This window comes from Arenimonas oryziterrae DSM 21050 = YC6267, from assembly GCF_000420545.1.
Taxonomy (GTDB): domain Bacteria; phylum Pseudomonadota; class Gammaproteobacteria; order Xanthomonadales; family Xanthomonadaceae; genus Arenimonas; species Arenimonas oryziterrae.
This window is the reverse complement of the sequence record NZ_ATVD01000001.1, coordinates 68,498-85,337: the sequence shown is the minus strand read 5'-3', so window position 1 is coordinate 85,337 and position 16,840 is coordinate 68,498. Positions and strand designations below refer to the sequence as shown.

General features: G+C 63.6%; 10 protein-coding genes. 4 read left to right on the top strand and 6 right to left on the bottom strand.

Going from position 1 to position 16,840, the window contains the following annotated elements:
• Window positions 1-2 precede the first annotated feature (2 nt).
• Window positions 3-3,047, bottom strand: coding sequence for a diguanylate cyclase (locus G467_RS0100345; protein WP_022967743.1), 3,045 nt, complete (start codon window positions 3,045-3,047; stop codon window positions 3-5).
• 275 nt (window positions 3,048-3,322) lie between these two features.
• On the opposite strand from G467_RS0100345, the gene G467_RS0100340 reads away from it, so the two are divergent.
• Complete coding sequence (locus G467_RS0100340; protein WP_022967742.1) at window positions 3,323-7,027, top strand: methylmalonyl-CoA mutase family protein; 3,705 nt, start codon at window positions 3,323-3,325, stop codon at window positions 7,025-7,027.
• A gap of 187 nt (window positions 7,028-7,214) precedes the next feature.
• On the opposite strand, the gene trmY is transcribed toward G467_RS0100340, so the two are convergent.
• The 4 genes from trmY to G467_RS0100320 all read right to left on the bottom strand — a co-directional run bounded on the left by trmY (window position 7,215) and on the right by G467_RS0100320 (window position 11,898).
• A complete protein-coding gene (gene trmY / locus G467_RS0100335) occupies window positions 7,215-7,808 on the bottom strand; it encodes a tRNA (pseudouridine(54)-N(1))-methyltransferase TrmY (RefSeq protein ID WP_022967741.1) in 594 nt (197 codons plus the stop codon).
• A gap of 13 nt (window positions 7,809-7,821) precedes the next feature.
• Window positions 7,822-9,333, bottom strand: a complete 1,512-nt coding sequence (locus tag G467_RS0100330) for a M20/M25/M40 family metallo-hydrolase (RefSeq protein WP_022967740.1) — start codon at window positions 9,331-9,333, stop codon at window positions 7,822-7,824.
• 80 nt (window positions 9,334-9,413) lie between these two features.
• Entirely contained in the window at window positions 9,414-10,850 is a 1,437-nt protein-coding gene (locus G467_RS17235; protein WP_162140735.1) for a S41 family peptidase, read from the bottom strand.
• Window positions 10,851-10,950: 100 nt separating this feature from the next.
• Entirely contained in the window at window positions 10,951-11,898 is a 948-nt protein-coding gene (locus G467_RS0100320; RefSeq protein WP_022967738.1) for a hypothetical protein, read from the bottom strand.
• 165 nt (window positions 11,899-12,063) lie between these two features.
• Here G467_RS0100320 and G467_RS0100315 point away from each other — a divergent pair, with 165 nt between their 5' ends.
• The 3 genes from G467_RS0100315 (at window position 12,064) to G467_RS17745 (ending at window position 15,310) form a co-directional block, all read left to right on the top strand.
• Window positions 12,064-13,134: a hypothetical protein gene (locus tag G467_RS0100315; protein ID WP_155844802.1), complete on the top strand. Its 1,071-nt coding sequence runs from the start codon at window positions 12,064-12,066 to the stop codon at window positions 13,132-13,134.
• 119 nt (window positions 13,135-13,253) lie between these two features.
• Window positions 13,254-13,754, top strand: a complete 501-nt coding sequence (locus tag G467_RS0100310; RefSeq protein WP_022967736.1) for a hypothetical protein — start codon at window positions 13,254-13,256, stop codon at window positions 13,752-13,754.
• 140 nt (window positions 13,755-13,894) lie between these two features.
• Window positions 13,895-15,310 carry an AAA family ATPase gene (locus G467_RS17745; RefSeq protein ID WP_162140734.1) on the top strand — a complete coding sequence of 472 codons (1,416 nt, stop codon included), beginning with the start codon at window positions 13,895-13,897 and terminating at the stop codon, window positions 15,308-15,310.
• 620 nt (window positions 15,311-15,930) lie between these two features.
• Here G467_RS17745 and G467_RS17740 read toward each other — a convergent pair.
• Window positions 15,931-16,818 (bottom strand): HNH endonuclease, encoded by an 888-nt coding sequence (locus G467_RS17740; protein WP_081644520.1) that lies wholly within the window; start codon window positions 16,816-16,818, stop codon window positions 15,931-15,933.
• Window positions 16,819-16,840 lie beyond the last annotated feature (22 nt).

The following is a 16,840-nucleotide window of genomic DNA, read 5'->3' as shown; positions in this document are numbered from 1 at the left end:
CGTCAGGAATTGGCCGGGTTGCGCGGATGATCGGGGCTCGCGGCTTCGACGCGATTCTTGCCGGTCTGCTTGGCACGGTAGAGCGCGGCGTCGGCGGCGGCGATCAACAGTTCCGCACTCAGGCCGGGGCGCGGCTGCATCGCGGCGACGCCTACGCTGATGGTGACCACGCCCTGTGGCGTTGTCGGATGCGACAGCCCGGCGGTTTCGACCGCGCGGCGGATGCGCTCGGCCACCACCATCGCCTGGTCGAGTGACAGGCCGGGCAGGACCACGCCAAATTCTTCGCCGCCGTAACGACCGGCGGTGTCTTCGGGCTTGCGCAGTTCCGCTTCGATGCGGTGTCCCAGGTCGCGCAGGCAATCGTCGCCCGCCAGATGGCCGCGATGGTCGTTGTAGGCCTTGAACTGGTCCAGATCGAAAAGCAGGAAGGCGAGGGAGGTGCCGCGCGCCTGGCTCAGCTCCCACTCGCCGTGCAGGCGTTCGAGCAGCATGCGGCGATTGGCCAGATCGGTCAGCGCGTCGTGGTAGGACAGACGCGTGAGTTCCTCGTTCATGCGGCGCAGTTCCAGGCCGCGTGTTTCCAGTTCGTGCGTGCGCAGACGCACGAGTTCGATGAGCTGCTGTTCGCGTTGGCGCGACTGCCGCTCGCGCCAGCGCAGCAGGATCAGGCCGGCGCCGAGCGCCACGATTGCGAACGCCGCCTCTGCCAGCGGTTGGCGCCACCACGGCAGCGGAATGTCGAATTTCACCGCCAGCGGTTTGGCATGCACACCCGCGTAATCGCGCGCTTCCACATGCAGCACGTAGCTGCCCGGCGGCAATCCGGTGAACGAGCGGCTATGCGCATCCGACCAGTCGCCGGGCTGCGCCTCGACCGGCTCCAGGCGCGTGCGATAACGCGTCAGCGCTTCGCGGTCGCCGTTGAGCAGGCTGTATTGCACGTCGAAGCTGCGGGCATCGGCCTTGAGCCGGATCGCCCCGGCGAGCACATCGGCCGTGCGGTCGACACCATCGGCCGTGACGCGCGCGATGCGCAGCGGCGCCTGTGCGCCTTCGCTGCCCGGCGGCCGCGGCAGATACACCGCCGCACCGCCAATCGTGCCGATCCAGGCGCGACCCAGGGAGTCGATCGTCAGTGCGCCGCCGTTGCATTCGTCGTGCGGCAGGCCGTCGCTGCGATGGAAGGTCAGCGCATCGAAACTGCCGTCTGCGCGCGGCCGCCAGCGCGCCGCGCCGTAATTCGTGCACACGATCAGATCGCCCGCGCCGTCGCGTTCGACGCCATAAACATAGCGATCCGGCGGATCGGGCAGGGCAGGCGTGGTCACCATGCGCGGCGCGTCGGGCTCGCTGACGTCGATGCGCAGCACACCGTGGGCTTTCGAGCCGATCCACAGGATCTGCCGGCCTTTGGCATCGGGCATCAGGGTGATGCCGCCCAGATCGTCGGCGGGCAAGCCGATGTCGCGATAGAAATATCGCCACTGGCCGTCGCGCAGTCGCGCCAGGCCGCGGCCATAGGTCGTCGCCCACAGCACGCGGTCGCCGTCGGTGCCGGTGAGTTGCAGATCGGGCACGCGCGCGGGATTGACCGGATCGGCCGGATCGAAACGCCGCCATTGCCCATCGATCCAGTGCGCGACGCCACCGGCGCGCAGACCGACATACACCTCGTTCTCGGACACCGGCAGGATCACGCCGACGGCCTCGCGATCGAATTTCGGCCACGGCGTCGGCATTTCCCGGAAGCGCGCGCCGTCGAAACGCGCGATGTGTCCGTCCCAGGTGCCGACCCACAACTGGCCGAGCGCGCTGCCATCGGGCACGCGCACCACGGTGCGTGCGGTCATCGTCGGCAGGCCTTCGGCGGTCCCGTATTGCTGCCATTCGCCGCCTTCGTAGCGCAGCAGGCCCTCGCCGTCGGTGCCCAGCCACAGACGCTCGTTGCCCGCGCCGTCGGCTTCGAACAGCACCGACCACACGCCATTGCCGCGTTGTCCGGCGCGGCTGATCGTCCGCCAGTTGCCTTGCAGGCGCATGCGCGCCGCGCCGGCGTCGCTGCCAACCCATAATTGTGCGTTGTCCTGCGCGTCGCGCGTCACCGACAGCGAATTGATGCGGCCGTTCGCCCATTGCCCGACCGGCGCGACCATCTCGAATTCGCCGTGGCGCAGGCGCGCCAGGCCGCTGCGCAGGCCGACCCACAATTGCGGACGTTTACCAGTGCGCGGCAGGGTCTGCAGGCGCAGCACGTAGTCGCCGGTCAAGGCGGTGTTGCCGGAATGAAAGCGCGTCCATTGGCCGGCATTCAACCGCGCGAGACCGCCGCCGTAGCTGCCGACCCACAGACTGGTGCTGCCATCGGTTTCGGCGACGCTGGCGAGCGAGCTGACTTCGAAAAACCGCGGCCCCGGTCCCGGCATCGTGACCGACGTGCACGGCGCGCGCGCCACACAACGCAGCAGGCCCTGACCGAAACTGGCAATCCACAGCGTCTGGATACCGTCCTGTTCGAGCAGTTCCACGTCGAAGATTTCGACGTCCGCGAGCGCGTCGGGCAAGGCATGCGGATGCCAGCGCTTGCCGTCCCACTCGGCGACGAAGCCGGCGCCGGTCGCGAACAATCGCGGTCCCTGTTCGGCGGCGAACACGCGCAGACGAATCGCGTTCTGCGCCGGCAGCCCGACGTTCTCGTCGAAGCGCTGCCAGTCGTGACCATCCCAGCGATATACGCCGTTGCGCGCGGTCGCGACCCAAACCTGACCGGTCGGTTCGATCTTGAGATCGCGGATCGGGCCCGTCAGGGCGTTGTCGGGACCGGGCACCGCGGTCATGCGATGCCCGTCGAAACGCGCGACGCCGCGCATCGTGCCGACCCAGACGAAGCCGTCGGGCGCGGTTTCCACGGCGGTCACGGTGAGATCGGGCAGGCCGCTGCCTTCGTCGAACAATTGCGCCGGCACTTGGCTGATCTGTTCGAGATCGATCGGGCCGGCAGAGCGCGCGCACAGCGGCGCGGCGAACAGCGCTGCCAAGAGCAGCACCAGTCCCCTGGCAGAAGCGGTCGATGGAACCGTTCTTTCCATACGCAAAAGTATCCCCCGCGCCGACTATACCGGTGATGGGATGGGAGCGCCCCTCACCCCGGCCCTCTCCCCTCGCGGGGAGAGGGAGTCGTCTGCTGCGCCACACCTCTCCTTCTCCCCGTTCACGGGGAGAAGGTGGCCGCAGGCCGGATGAGGGGCGCTTCCCATTTTCCCTGCGCGCTACAATCGGGACTTGCCCGCATCCAAGTCCCCCTCGCCGGGGCAACGACACCATGAGCAGCCCCGCCAGCACTCTCGCCGACTCCGATTCCCAGAACGAGCGCAGCCCGCTACGTTTCGTCACCGCCGCCAGCCTGTTCGACGGCCACGACGCCGCGATCAACATCATGCGTCGCCTGATCCAGGCGCAGGGCGTGGAAGTCGTGCATCTGGGCCACAACCGGTCGGTCGAGGACGTCGTGCGCGCCGCGCTGCAGGAAGACGCCGACGGCATCGCGTTGTCGAGCTACCAGGGCGGCCACGTCGAGTACTTCAAGTACATGGTCGACATGCTCAAGGAACGCGGCGCCTCGCACATCCGCGTGTTCGGCGGCGGTGGCGGCACGATCACGCCCGAAGAAATCAAGGAACTGCAGGACTACGGCGTCGAGCGCATCTATCACCCGAACGACGGCATGCAGATGGGCCTGGTCGCGATGATCGAAGATCTCGTCGCGCGCACGCGCAAGCACCGTGTCGCCGCCGGTCGTCCGGCGCGCGTGACCAAGGACGACGAGATTTCGGTCGGCAAGATGCTCACCGCAATCGAAGAAGGCCTCATTGAGGAAAACGAACTCGCGACCCTGCGCAAGGAATGGCAGCTCGCCGGCGGCAAGACGCCGATCGTCGGCCTCACCGGCACGGGCGGCGCCGGCAAATCCTCGGTCACCGACGAGATCATGAATCGCTTCCTGCAGCATTTTCCCGAGATGCGCATCGCCGTGATCTCGGTCGATCCGACGCGTCGCCGCAGCGGCGGTGCCTTGCTCGGCGACCGCATCCGCATGAATTCGCTGCGCAGCCCGCGCATCTTCATGCGCTCGATGGCCACGCGTCGCCAGCATGTCGCGACCAACGTCGTGCTCAAGGACTGCATCGCGTTTCTGAAAGGCCAGGGCTACGACCTCGTGCTCGTCGAAACCGCCGGCATCGGCCAGTCCGATTCGGAAATCGTCGATCTGGTCGATTTCCCAGTCTATGTCATGACCAGCGATTTCGGTGCGCCCAGCCAGCTCGAAAAGATCGACATGATCGATTACGCCGAGCTGATCGTGCTCAACAAGTTCGACAAGCGCGGCGCCGAAGACGCGCTGCGCGACGTGCGCAAGCAGTGGAAGCGCAACCGCGTCGCCTTCATGGTCAAGGACGAGGACGTGCCGGCGTATCCGACCATCGCCAGCCAGTTCAACGATCCGGGCGTGACCTGGATGTTCGTCAACCTTTGCCGATTGCTGCGCGAGAAGCTGGGTCTCGGCGGCGACGTCGTAGGCGCGGACCTGCGCTGTGATTTCAAGCCGGTGCTCGACACGTCGCTGAAGGAGCCGCGCGCGACGATCCTGATTCCCGGGGCACGCACGCGTTACCTCGCGGAAATCGCCGAACAGGGCCGAGCGATCAACAGCTCGATCGAAAAGCAAGCCGAAGCCGCCGATCGCGCCCAGTCCTACTGGCAGTCGCTCAAGGACATCGGCGATCCGCAGCTGCCGTCGATGCTCGGTCTGTACGATCCCGCCCAGATCGCGCCTTCGCTCGCGCCCGTCGAACGCCGCGTCGCCGAAACCAGCGACACGCATTATCCGGACACTGGCGATCGCCGCACCGGTCAGGGCGACCGTCGCAAGCCCAAGTTCCAGTGGGAAAAACGCCTCGACGCGAGCGTCGGTGGGGCCTCGACTCCGACATCAGTGGCCGGTGCCGCCGAACCCGCCGCACCCATCGACCGGTCGCTGCTGCTGCTGCGCCAGCGCTACCAGGACGCCGTCAAGGCGCTCACCAGCGAAGCCGTGCATCTGCTGATCGAATGGCCGTCGCGCCTGAAGTCGATCACCGACGAAGTCACCGAATACGAAGTGCGCGGCAAGGCCATCAAGGTCGAGAACTACCGCGAATCGCTGAGCCATCAGAAGATTCCGAAGATCGCCGCGCCGACTTACAAGAGCTGGGGCGAGCTGCTGACCTTCCTCATGAAGGAAAACCTGCCGGGCGCATATCCCTACACCGGCGGCGTGTATCCGTATCGCCGCGTCGGCGAGGATCCGATCCGTATGTTCGCCGGCGAAGGCACGCCCGAACGTACCAATCGCCGTTTCCACTACCTGTCGGTCGGCCAGCCGGCCGCGCGTCTGTCCACCGCGTTCGACTCGGTCACGCTCTATGGCGAAGACCCGGCGATGCGTCCGGACATCTACGGCAAGGTCGGCAACTCCGGCGTCAACATCGCCACGCTCGACGACATGAAGAAGCTCTATTCGGGCTTCGATCTGTGCGCGCCGACGACCTCGGTGTCGATGACGATCAATGGCCCGGCGCCGATGATCCTGGCGATGTTCATGAACACCGCCGTTGATCAGCAGGTCGAGAAATATCTCCAGGCCGAGCCCGCGCGCTGGGCCGCGGCCGAGAAGAAGATCAAGGATTTCTTCAAGGGCAAGAAGGCCCCGACCTACGACGGCGAGCTGCCGCCGACCAACAACGGTCTCGGTCTGGCCCTGCTCGGCATCACCGGCGACCAGCTGCTGGAGCCCGAGGTCTACGCGAAGATCCGCGCCGAAACGCTGTCGACCGTGCGCGGCACCGTGCAGGCCGACATCCTCAAGGAAGACCAGGCGCAGAACACCTGCATCTTCTCGACCGAATTCGCGCTGCGCATGATGGGCGACATCCAGCAGTTCTTCGTCGACCACAAGGTGCGCAATTTCTATTCGGTGTCGATCAGCGGTTATCACATCGCCGAGGCCGGCGCGAACCCGATCAGCCAGCTCGCTTTCACGCTGAGCAACGGCTTCACCATCGTCGAGTACTACCTCGCGCGCGGCATGAAGGTCGACGATTTCGCGCCGAACCTGAGCTTCTTCTTCAGCAACGGCATGGACCCGGAGTACACGGTCATCGGTCGCGTGGCCCGCCGCATCTGGGCACGCGCGATGCGCGAGCGTTACGGTGCCGATCCGCGCAGCCAGATGATGAAGTACCACATCCAGACCAGCGGCCGCTCGCTGCACGCGCAGGAAATCCAGTTCAACGACATCCGCACGACGCTGCAGGCGCTGTACGCCCTGTTCGACAATTGCAACTCGCTGCACACCAATGCCTACGACGAGGCGATCACCACGCCGACGGAAGAGAGCGTGCGCCGCGCGGTGGCGATCCAGATGATCATCACCAAGGAACTGGGCCTGAATTTCTGCGAGAACCCCTGGCAGGGCAGTTTCATCGTCGACAAGCTCACCGACATCGTCGAAGAAGCGGTCTACAAGGAATTTGAAGCGCTGTCCGAACGCGGCGGCGTGCTCGGCGCGATGGACACGATGTACCAGCGCGGCAAGATCCAGGAAGAGAGCCTGTACTACGAGCACAAGAAGCACGACGGCAGCCTGCCGCTGATCGGCGTGAACACCTTCCTGCCCAAGGAACACGGCGGCGAGATCGCCACGACGATCGAGCTCATCCGCAGCACCGAGCCGGAAAAACACCAGCAGATCGACAACGTCAAAACCTATCAGTCGCTCCGCAACAACCTCGTGCTCCCCTCTCCCCCCGGGAGAGGGCAGGGTGAGGGCAGCCCCGTCACCTCGGCCGGCCTAACCAACCTCCAATCCACCGCCCGTGCCCGCCAAAACATCTTCACCGCCCTCATGGAAGCCGTAAAAACCCACAGCCTCGGCCAGATCAGCCACGCGCTGTACGACGTGGGCGGCGAGTACCGCCGCAACATGTAGCATCGGATGTGGGAGCGGACCTGGCCGCGATCCCCGCGTCCGACTGCTCGCACACCAATCCATGCCGCAACAGGTACCCTCGCATTCGCCTTTCGACATGAAGACCGGCGCCATCGAGACCAGCACGATGGCGGCCGAGGTGTCGAGCCACGCGCGGCGGGTCCGCAGCGCGACTACGGCTTCCTTGCTATCGCAAATCCAGCTCGTTGTGGATGACTACCACACACTGCGACGCAAACAGCATCGTCGGCCCGAGCGTGATGCGTTTCGCGCCCAGGCGGTCGAGGGTGTGGAAGGTGTTTTTCGGCATGGGGATGTGGTCAGTGAGCAGGAAGCAGGGGTTGCCGGCGAAGGCCTGTTCGCGGATCGACGTGCCTTTGCGGTCCATGACGAATAGCTGGTGGTCTTCGGCAAGCGCCTGCACCAGTTTTTCGAAACTCTGCGTGCGCACGGTGACGCCCGATTCCACGGGGCAGGTTTCTTCCTTGCCCATACCGCGCGAGGCGTCGAGGGCCTTGGCGACCTTGCTCAGCAGGGCGCGCTCGTCAAAGCCGCCGATCTCGTGCATCGCGTTGGCTTCGAAACGGATCGTGCGGGAAAAATCCTGCGTGCTTTCCAGCACCAGATAGACCGTCACATCGGGGCGGTGCGACTGCGCGACGAAGATCGTGTTCATCAGCGTATGCGCGAGGATTTCGGCGTGGGCTTCCTGACCGACCGATGCCAGCAGTTTCTGGCTGTCGGTCGGTGCCGCACGGGCTCTCAAGACAAACGTTCGCATGCGTCGTTCGGTCCTACTTGGCCAGCTCGTAGAAATATTCCACGTACGACAGCGCCGCGCCGTCGAAACCGTCGAGATTCTTGTTCGCCGATTCGATGAGGAAGAACTCGTTCGGCGCATGCGCACCCGTGCCGTAGCCCAGGCCGAAATGCCCGGACGGCAGGCTCAGCGGCGGATCGGTAAACACGAAGCCCGGATACGAGCCAGCATTGCGCGGCCACAGCAGCGGCTCGATGCCCCGGCCGCGCAGCACGGCGAGCGCCGACTGGATCAGCGCGGTGTTCGCGGCAGTCTGCGTCGGGTTGTAGCCACCGGTGACCTTGACCTCGATGTCGCCATAACCGCGCTTGGCCAGATGCGCCTTGAGCGCGGCCACCGCGTCGTCGAACTTCATGCCGGGCACCAGACGCATGTCGATCTTGGCGACGGCGCGATGCGGCAGCACGGTTTTTCCGCCGGCGCCGGTGTAGCCGCCCACCAGGCCTTCGATATTGACCGTCGGCTGCGAGACCAGGCGCTCCTGCGCCTGGGCATAGGGCAGGTCGTCGATCCAATGCTGCACGCCGAAGGTCTTCTTGGCCTCGGCATCGCTCGACTGCGGCGAGGCCGCGAGCACCATCGCACGGTGTTCGGCGCTGATCGGCGGCGCGACGGGATAGTTGTCGATGGTGATGGTGTTGCCGTCCTCCGACACCAGGGTGCCCAGTGCCTTGACCAGTCGCCAGGCCGGGCTGTCCACCATCGCCTTGAGCGAAGAATGGATGTCCTTGCTCGGTCCGCGACCCCAGGCCTCGCCGCTGGCGATGAGTTCGAGTTCGACGATGCCTTTCGCACCGAGGCTGACGGTGATGATGCCGTCCAGGTCCTGCATAGCCGACGGCATGAACACGCCCTCGGTCTTCGCCAGTGCGGCCTGCACGCGTGGCGTGCGCACGATCTGGCTGATGTGCACCGAGCCGATTTCCTCTTCGCCCTCGGCCACCAGCACCAGGTTCACCGGCAACTTGCGTCCCGCCGCGCGCATCGCATGCAGGGCCGAGAGGAAGGCCATTTCCGGGCCTTTCTGGTTCACCGCACCGCGGCCCATCATCACCTTGCCGATGCCGGGTTTGTCGACGAGTTCCCCGGCCAGCGGCGGCGAACTCCATTCGGCCGGGTCGTACTGTTTGACGTCGTACATGAAGTACACACCGAGCGTTTTCGGCGCACCGGCATCGAGCGTGGCGAACACGCCGGGCTTGCCGTCGGTGGGAATGATCTCGGTGTGGTCGAAGCCGGCATCGCGCAACAGCTGCGCCATGTACTCGGCGCCTTCCTGCGGGTTGAGATTTTCCGCGGCGATCGACGGCAACGCGATCCAGTCGCGCAGGCGCTGCACATTGGCATCGTGCTGCGCGGCGAGCTGCGCACGCACCGGCGCCAGGTCGGGTGCGTCGGCAGCGAAACTCAGCGGCGAGAGCGAGGCGAGGGCGAACGTCGACGCCAGGGCGAGGTTGCGGCGGGAAACCAGGCGATGCAGGCTCATCGGGTGTTCCTTGGCAGGAGGTGCCGCGAGTCTAGCTCAGGTCGCGAGCACGACGTGGCCCTCAGCGCTCGCCGTCGCCATCACCGCCGCGCCGCCGCCATCACCGCATCCCGCCCCGCGATCACGTCTTCGATCGTCGTGGGCACGACGCGGTCTGGCGTGACGCCGGTATCCGGTGCGCCCTCGTAGACGGCGGCGATCAGCGGGATGTCGATCGACACGCCCGAATACGGCAGTGTCAGCCAGGCCAGCTCGCCGCCGTTGAGGCCGCGGCGGTTGCCGCCGGTGGGTTCGCCGATCAGGGTTGCGGCGTGGCTCGCCTGCAGGTCGCGGGCGACGAGGTAGCCGGCCGAACTCATGCGTGGTCCGATCAGTGCAATCGTCTTGCCGGCGAAGCGCGGTGCACGCGGCATCAGCACAACCGGCGCGGGCTGTGCTTTCAGGCGCCAATTGCGTTGCCCGGGCGAGCGCTCGACCAGGCCCGTGCGATCGAAAAAGCTGAAATCCCAGGTGTCGAGATAGTGCGCCAGATCATACGGAACGCGTTCGTACGCCGACTCGACGCGCCCGACCGGCAGCGCATGCGGCGCCGCGATCAGATACGACACCAGGGCATTGCCGACAGCCGAATCGCCGCCCTCGTTCTGGCGCAGATCGATGATCAGGCGCGTGACATGCCGTTCGGTCAACGTGTCGAAGCTGCGCTGCAGAAAGCCGCGCCAGTCGAACTCGCTGTTCCAGAACGCGAAGGTCGGCAAGGTCAGCGTCGCGGTGTCGCCGGCGAACGTCAGTCGCCAGCGGATGTCTTCTTCGGCGAGGCCCGCGGCCAGCAAGGTCTTCTCGCGATCGGCAACATGCTGGCCACGTACGTGCACCGTGCGGACGCCGCCCGCGGCAGCGCGCAGCCGCAACACATAGACGCCGTCCTGCGGCGCATGCAGCAGCGGCAGCAAACGATCGAGCACGCCGCCCTCGGCGACCGAGTCGATCTGCGACAGCCGCTTACCGTCGCTGCTGCCGTCCGCACGCAGATACGGCATCAGCTCCGCCACCAGGGACGTCACCGAACGCCCGTCGATCGCCAGGATCTCGTCGTGGCGATGCATCGCCGCATCGGCACTCGCTGTCACCAGCAAGCGCCCCTGCAGCAGTCGCACGCGCACCGGCAAGGCGGGCAGGTCTGCGAGCACGGCCTGCATCGCCTCGCTCTGGTTGAGCGGGTTCGTCCACGTATGCCCGCAACGCACCGATGCGGTCAGACGCGTGGCCAGCAGGAACATCTCGCCCGGCTCCGCGCCCTCGGCAACCTGCGCGCGGGCCGCCGCGAATTCCGCGGCCAATCCCGCCTCGGTCTGATAGCGATACAGGCCCGGATGCAGATCGGTGAGCGCGCGTTCGAGTAGGCGCAGTTCGCGCGCGGCCTGTTTCGGTGTCAGGCGGGCGGGGGCGGTGGCTGAAGCCAGCGCCGGGAAAAGGAGAAACAGGGCCGCGAGGGCCACAGCGAGAAGACGAGTCATGACGGCTCCAGGGTGAGATTCCCAGTCACCTTGCCCGCCACCCCCGTGCCCGCGCGCCTCAAATCCGGAAACGCGCGCGATTTTCCGGATTTGCGACGTGCTACTGCCGGTTGATGATCTGCTGGAGGCCGTCGCCCATCGTCTTGTATGCGTCGGTGTTGACCTTCTTCGCGGCCGGGACCACGACAGCCGAATAGCGCACGCCTTCGGGCAGGGCATAACTGTCGAGGTCCGAGACCATGCCGACCTCGGCCAGCGACTGGCGGAACTCCGCGACGGTCTGCATGAGCAGCAGCTTGCGCCCCATGACTTGGTCGAACGACGCGACGAACGCGAGGCTGTTGCGGTCGCCGGGTTTGGTTTCCAGGACCGACACCGACAGCGGCGACTTGTTGGCGATCGTCATGCCCGCCGCGCGGGCCTGCATCCCGAGGGCCGTGGATTCCTGGGCGAAGTCCAGCTCGGCTGCGGGCCGCGGCGCGAAGGCGGGCAGGTAACGGGCGCCGCCGGCACCGGCGTACAACTCCAGACGGATGACGTCGAACCCGGCCGGCCGCGCCTCGTCGCGCATCGCGCCGACCTGTGCATCGGTCAGGAACAGGCCGACCGGCTGCAGCGGCGTTTCGCCGGGCGGCGCGAACACGGCCGCGAACCAGACCTTGCCGCCCGCGCTGTAGCTGTCCATGACTTCCGGCTGGCTTTGCCGCTGCTGCGCGAGCGCGTGGATCTCGTCTTCGCTTTTTTTCAGATAGATCTGCTGCTGCAATAGCTTGGCCCGCTCGGTCGATCCCGCCGCCATGCCTTCGTTCCACCACCAGGTCGCGCCGATGACCGGCTTGCCCTGGACTTCGGCGACGGTGATGTCGACCAGGCGCAGGCCCTGCGCAAACAACTGCGCATTCGCGGCCTTGAAGTCCGCCTCGCTCAGGCCGACGCGCGTTTCGGATCGCGGTGCGGCGGGTGCAGTCGCCGCGTGGGCGGGCGCGAGGGACATCATGGCAATCAACGCCGCCAGGGCGAGCGCACGGCAGGACAGGGCAGGCGTCATTCGGGGCATCTCCTCGCGGCGGGAATCGGGCTGGACCGGAACGCTAGCAGGCGCGCCCGGCGTCTGTCAGTCCCGTCGCGTCGAAAGCGTGACGGCCACCGTGAACGCGCACCGATCTTGGTTATGATTCCGACGACGACCTACATCGATCCGAAGCGGGGATGCATGCGAACACCGGAGCAGGGCGGATCGATCGATCCCTCGTTGGAATCCACGCACCGGGCACCACGCTCCGGCACGCCGCGCTGGCGGCGGGTGGGCGCGTTGATCGTGGTGATGTCCGCGCTGACCGGCTGCAGCCGCGACGAATACCCCGACGACTGGCCCGGCAAGAAAGGCATGTTGATCGGCCGCAAAGGCGTGTCCTGCCCGAACCTCGAGGGCGACTACACCGACATGGACGCGGAATTCCTCGTGATGTTCGGCGTGGGCTCGACGATGGACCGCTGGCGCGATCACCATGCGCGCATCACCCAGGCCGACGACGGCTCCTGGCTGCGTCTGGACCTCGGTCTCAATGCCAAGGGCATGCTCGCCGCGCGTGGCGAACAGGCCAAAGGCGAAGGACGGTTCGGCGGCCTCGGCCACAGCATCACGCTGAAGGAAGACGCGCAGTACTACTGCCGCAACGGCTGGATATACAGCTACGCGCGCGACGACGTGGGCGAGGACGATTTCCGCTACGAAAAACTGCGCCTCGGCCAGGACTGGAGCGGCGCGCTGATCGTTGGCGAAACCGTCAGCTACGAAAGCAGCGTCGGCTGGGGCGACAGTCCGAGCATTTCACTCGGCCGCACGACGCGCACACGCTGGTATCGCTGGCCCGTGCGCGACCCCGGAGACGAAGCCGCCGTCGCGCGCCTCGAAGGCGTGCGCCTGCGCCGCGCGAACTGGATCAACCACGGCCGCGAAGTGCCGACGTATTTCAGCAATCTGCACACACGCCCGATCTGCGCGCGCCTCGTGCAACCCTGGCGCACGGTCAAGGAAAAACCCGTCATCAGCCGCGCCGATTCCACGACCAGCACCGACGACACCGGCAAACCCTGGGGCTGCCCCGAAGACAGCGGCACGATGGGCGCGATCACCACGACGATCTGGCAGATCGACATCCCCGACCCCGGCAGCGCCCTCGGCGACTACCACGTCGAATGGCAATCGGTAGACCACCTCGACCAGCCCTGGCACCAGATCCCCATCCCCGACGTCCGCAACCTCCCCACCACCGGCAACTGATGCTGGAATCAACCTTTGTGGGACCGCCTCTTGCGGGAGCAGCCTTTGTGGGAGCGCCCCCCCGGCCGCGATAACCCTCCCACCTTGCACCACCCCCAATAATTGGCGATGGTGCCCCCATGCACCCCCTAATCCTCCTCCTCGCCCTGACCACCACCCCAGTCATCCTCAGCGGCGACGAAGTCGCGAGCTCCGAAGACGGCACCCTAACGCTAAGCCTCCTCCCGCAGCCCCTCGTCGAAAAAGAAATCCAAGGCTGCAGCTGCAACTTCTATGCTCCCAAGCGCAGCCCCGGCGGCGGCAGCACGGTCATCGGCTGGGAGTTCGGCGAAGAGAAACACGTCCCCATCCAGCTCAATGGCCGCACGCGCCGCCTAGAACTGGTCAGCGAAGTCACGCCCGACAACACCGACGCCGATCAGGAACTCAAGAAAGGCGACCGCACCGTGTTCACCCTGGCCGGTGACCGGACAAAAGCCGTTATCGACTGCAAGGCGACCGTCACTTGTGCCGAGAGCACCAGCGAGAGCTGCGAATCGACGTCGTACCAGTGTGAGGTGGATGTTGAGGCGGAGGGGCAGCGGGTTGGGGTGGGGGTTGAGGGGAGTTGTGGGTGCTAACTGCGTCCCACGAACAATCCGTTCAAGCTCACGGGTTTTAGGCGGGCTTAATCGCACTCGCCCTGCGGAAGCCTCAAGCGTAGTGGAGTGGTAAGCGTGTGCACATTGGTGCTGGCCAGAATTGGAAGGGGATGGCGACAATGCTCAAGCAATTGCGGCTAGAAAACTTCAGGGCATTCAGGCAGGTAACAATCGACTTTTCAAGAATTACCATCCTTGCTGGTGCGAACAGCTCCGGAAAATCTAGCATTCTGCAAGCGATAAATGGAGTCCTTCAGTCAAAAAGTGAAAGAGGATTTCCGTTTGATTTTGTTCTCAACGGTCAGTTAACCCAATTGGGAAGCTATAGAAATGTTGTGCATGGACACAACGCGAAACACTCCTTCGGAATACACATTAAATTTAGTTTGGGGGGCGAAGAATATTCAGCTGGCGGCACCTTCAAGGTGGCTGACGACTCACCAAACCTCTTTCCTCGAAGCATCAGCTGTTCAACAGGAAAGTCCGGATCGATATCAATTGAATGGAATCAGAAAGATCGAAAGTTCAAATTGAAGATAGATCCGACACAATCACTATTGGCAGGAAATTCAAAGCGACTCATCGATACGCTTATTGAGCTCGCCAAGGTCAACAGGCCAAGTGATCAGAAGTCAGTCGCGCAGCTAGTCTCCGCCATTAGAGAGGACAGCGGGCCGGCCACTGGGATGCTAGTAGACCTGCTTTCTGAGAGCGTAGAGATAGGGCGAGAGGGAATAAAGTCGTCCTCGGCAGATGCTGGTCTGTCACTTTCAGAATTTGAAGGGAGGCCATTCTTTGTTCCTATCCGAAATCAAGTTTACAAAGCCCTTGACGTTCTTCGCGGTCAATCCAGCTACTTGGGCCCCGTTAGAGCTCATCCTTCGCGGTACTACTCCGTAGCACGGCAGAATTTCACCGCTGATCCTTACGGCGAATCCATGTCTCATACGCTGGCTCTCTGGAAGGAAAATAGAAATCCCCGGTTCGTTGAAGTGAAGCAGGCGTTGGTAAATCTTGAGCTGGCAACTGATCTCAATGCAGAGTTAGAGCTTGGAGAGTTCCTAAAGTTGCTGGTGAAACCGAAGGGGAGGCAGTTCCCGGATACCATTGCTGATGTTGGCTTTGGAGTTTCGCAAGTATTGCCAATGCTCGTGGCAGACGCCGCGCTCGAGGATGGCGGGATGCTCATGGTGAATCAACCAGAGATCCATCTGCACCCATCGAGTCAGGCGCTGCTTGGGAATTATTTCTCGTCGCGTTCTAAAAAACGGCAGTACGTTGTAGAGACTCACAGCGAGTATCTGATCAATAGACTTCGTCTTCTGGTTGCCAGAAATGAGCTTCAAGAAAGTGATGTCGTTATCTACTATTGCGGATCGGAAACGACGCAGAATCCGTCGGGTGTAAGCAAAGTAACAATGAAGAGAGATGGAACCCTTTCAGGCATGCCGAAGGAGTTCTTTTCTACATACTCCGTAGACACGTTCAATCTAGCCATGACGGTGATGGGGGACGACGACCATGCCTCAGAATGATGTTGTGGTTGATACAAACATCATGGCGCTCTATGGGGCCTCTGGTGCTCGTGGCGCAAAGGCGCTATTTGTTTGGCTGAATTGCTGCGGGTCATTGTGCGTGTCCCAGCGCCTATTGACCGAATACTCTGGGCAGGGGTCTTCGTTTGTGGCGGCTCTTCTGCAATCTTTGGTCAAAGAAGGTAGGTACGCCAAGATAAACAAGGCGACTCTCGCTGCGTTCGAGGGAATGGATAGGCACTATCACTACACTTGCAATCCGCCCGATGTGCTTGTAGCTCGGACGGTTTTTAGAAGCTTCCGCAAGATAATTGTTTCTATGGACAGTCGCCTGCGCGATGACGTGAATGGCTTCGGACTAGTTGGGGATGTGGAGCCGCGCGCAGTGCCCAGTCTTGACGCGCGGGATATGATTCCTGCTCCCGGTCGCGCATGCTCTAGCGGGGTCCACTGAAAGGCGCTAGTTGGCGTCGAGTCGTTGACCCTCAGCCTCACGCAGAGTAGGCGAGGATAAGATGCGGTGCGTTGTTCTCCAGCGGTATCATTACTTTTTTCCGACCCTTGTAGACACGGAAGCAGGGAAACCGGGGTCAGAGTAGAGTTTCATCCGGCTCCTCTGGCTATCTCTTGAAACGAAATTCGCGATGCCAAGAGAGATAGGTGGGATGAGGTCGTAGCTCTGGAGCCGCAGGCAGTCGCAACATGCGATTGGATGGGATTAGCCGATCCAGGTCGTCGGGCAGACCTTGCGGCGATAGCATTACGCGGCACTGATCATCGAGTGATAGTAGTCCTCTGTCGAACAGCCAGTGGATGGTGCCTGTTAGTGCCAGGCCATTGCGCACGGTATCTGGCCCATCAGCTTCCACTGGGCGAATATGGGCTGCCTGAACTTCCGGTCGCCCTCCGCCATTAATCAGCCTGAGACCTGTGACGGCGCAGGAGTTGTCATATGCGGCGCGCACATGGCGACGGAACACCTCGTCGCGGAACTTGCGCGAGACCAGGCGTTCGACAATCGGTCGAGTGACATACTCCGGAACGACATCTTCATTGACGCCAGATGTCAGCTCCCAAGGCTCAGCCTGATGCGAAAGTCCTAGTTGAACGATTGCTTCGAACTCGTTGCGAGGTAGTTGCCGCACCGATCGGCCAAATGCCCCTTTGTTGGTGCTGCCGTCATCCTTGCGGAGCAGTGCTTCCCTATAGATATCTCCTTCCCGGAACGGAACGGCGCAATCAAATTCGGTGTAATTCTTCAGATAGGCATAGAAATGTTCTGCCCGGCGCTCGTCCGGTTCGATGCGATCTACAAATGCCGTCGCAAAATAGGCTTGCCGGCCGCCGGAGCTGCTTGGTCCATCGTCGCGACGCGGTTCGTAGTAAACAATACCGTCGCCTAGGGCCAGTTGCACTTGGCGAAGATAGGTTTTTGGGAAGTGATAGCGCAGTTCCGGCTGATCGTCATAAGCCGAACTTTCTGACATTGTAAAAACAGCGTTGGTCATGGCCGAAGCACCCCTGTTGCCA

Excerpts from the sequence above, each read along its gene's own strand:
- G467_RS0100340 (WP_022967742.1), top strand. The coding sequence starts at position 3,323 with ATGAGCAGCCCCGCCAGCACTCTCGCCGACTCCGATTCCCAGAACGAG.
- trmY (WP_022967741.1), bottom strand. The coding sequence starts at position 7,808 with ATGCGAACGTTTGTCTTGAGAGCCCGTGCGGCACCGACCGACAGCCAG.
- G467_RS0100330 (WP_022967740.1), bottom strand. The coding sequence starts at position 9,333 with ATGAGCCTGCATCGCCTGGTTTCCCGCCGCAACCTCGCCCTGGCGTCG.
- G467_RS17235 (WP_162140735.1), bottom strand. The coding sequence starts at position 10,850 with ATGACTCGTCTTCTCGCTGTGGCCCTCGCGGCCCTGTTTCTCCTTTTC.
- G467_RS0100320 (WP_022967738.1), bottom strand. The coding sequence starts at position 11,898 with ATGACGCCTGCCCTGTCCTGCCGTGCGCTCGCCCTGGCGGCGTTGATT.
- G467_RS0100315 (WP_155844802.1), top strand. The coding sequence starts at position 12,064 with ATGCGAACACCGGAGCAGGGCGGATCGATCGATCCCTCGTTGGAATCC.
- G467_RS0100310 (WP_022967736.1), top strand. The coding sequence starts at position 13,254 with ATGCACCCCCTAATCCTCCTCCTCGCCCTGACCACCACCCCAGTCATC.
- G467_RS17745 (WP_162140734.1), top strand. The coding sequence starts at position 13,895 with ATGCTCAAGCAATTGCGGCTAGAAAACTTCAGGGCATTCAGGCAGGTA.
- G467_RS17740 (WP_081644520.1), bottom strand. The coding sequence starts at position 16,818 with ATGACCAACGCTGTTTTTACAATGTCAGAAAGTTCGGCTTATGACGAT.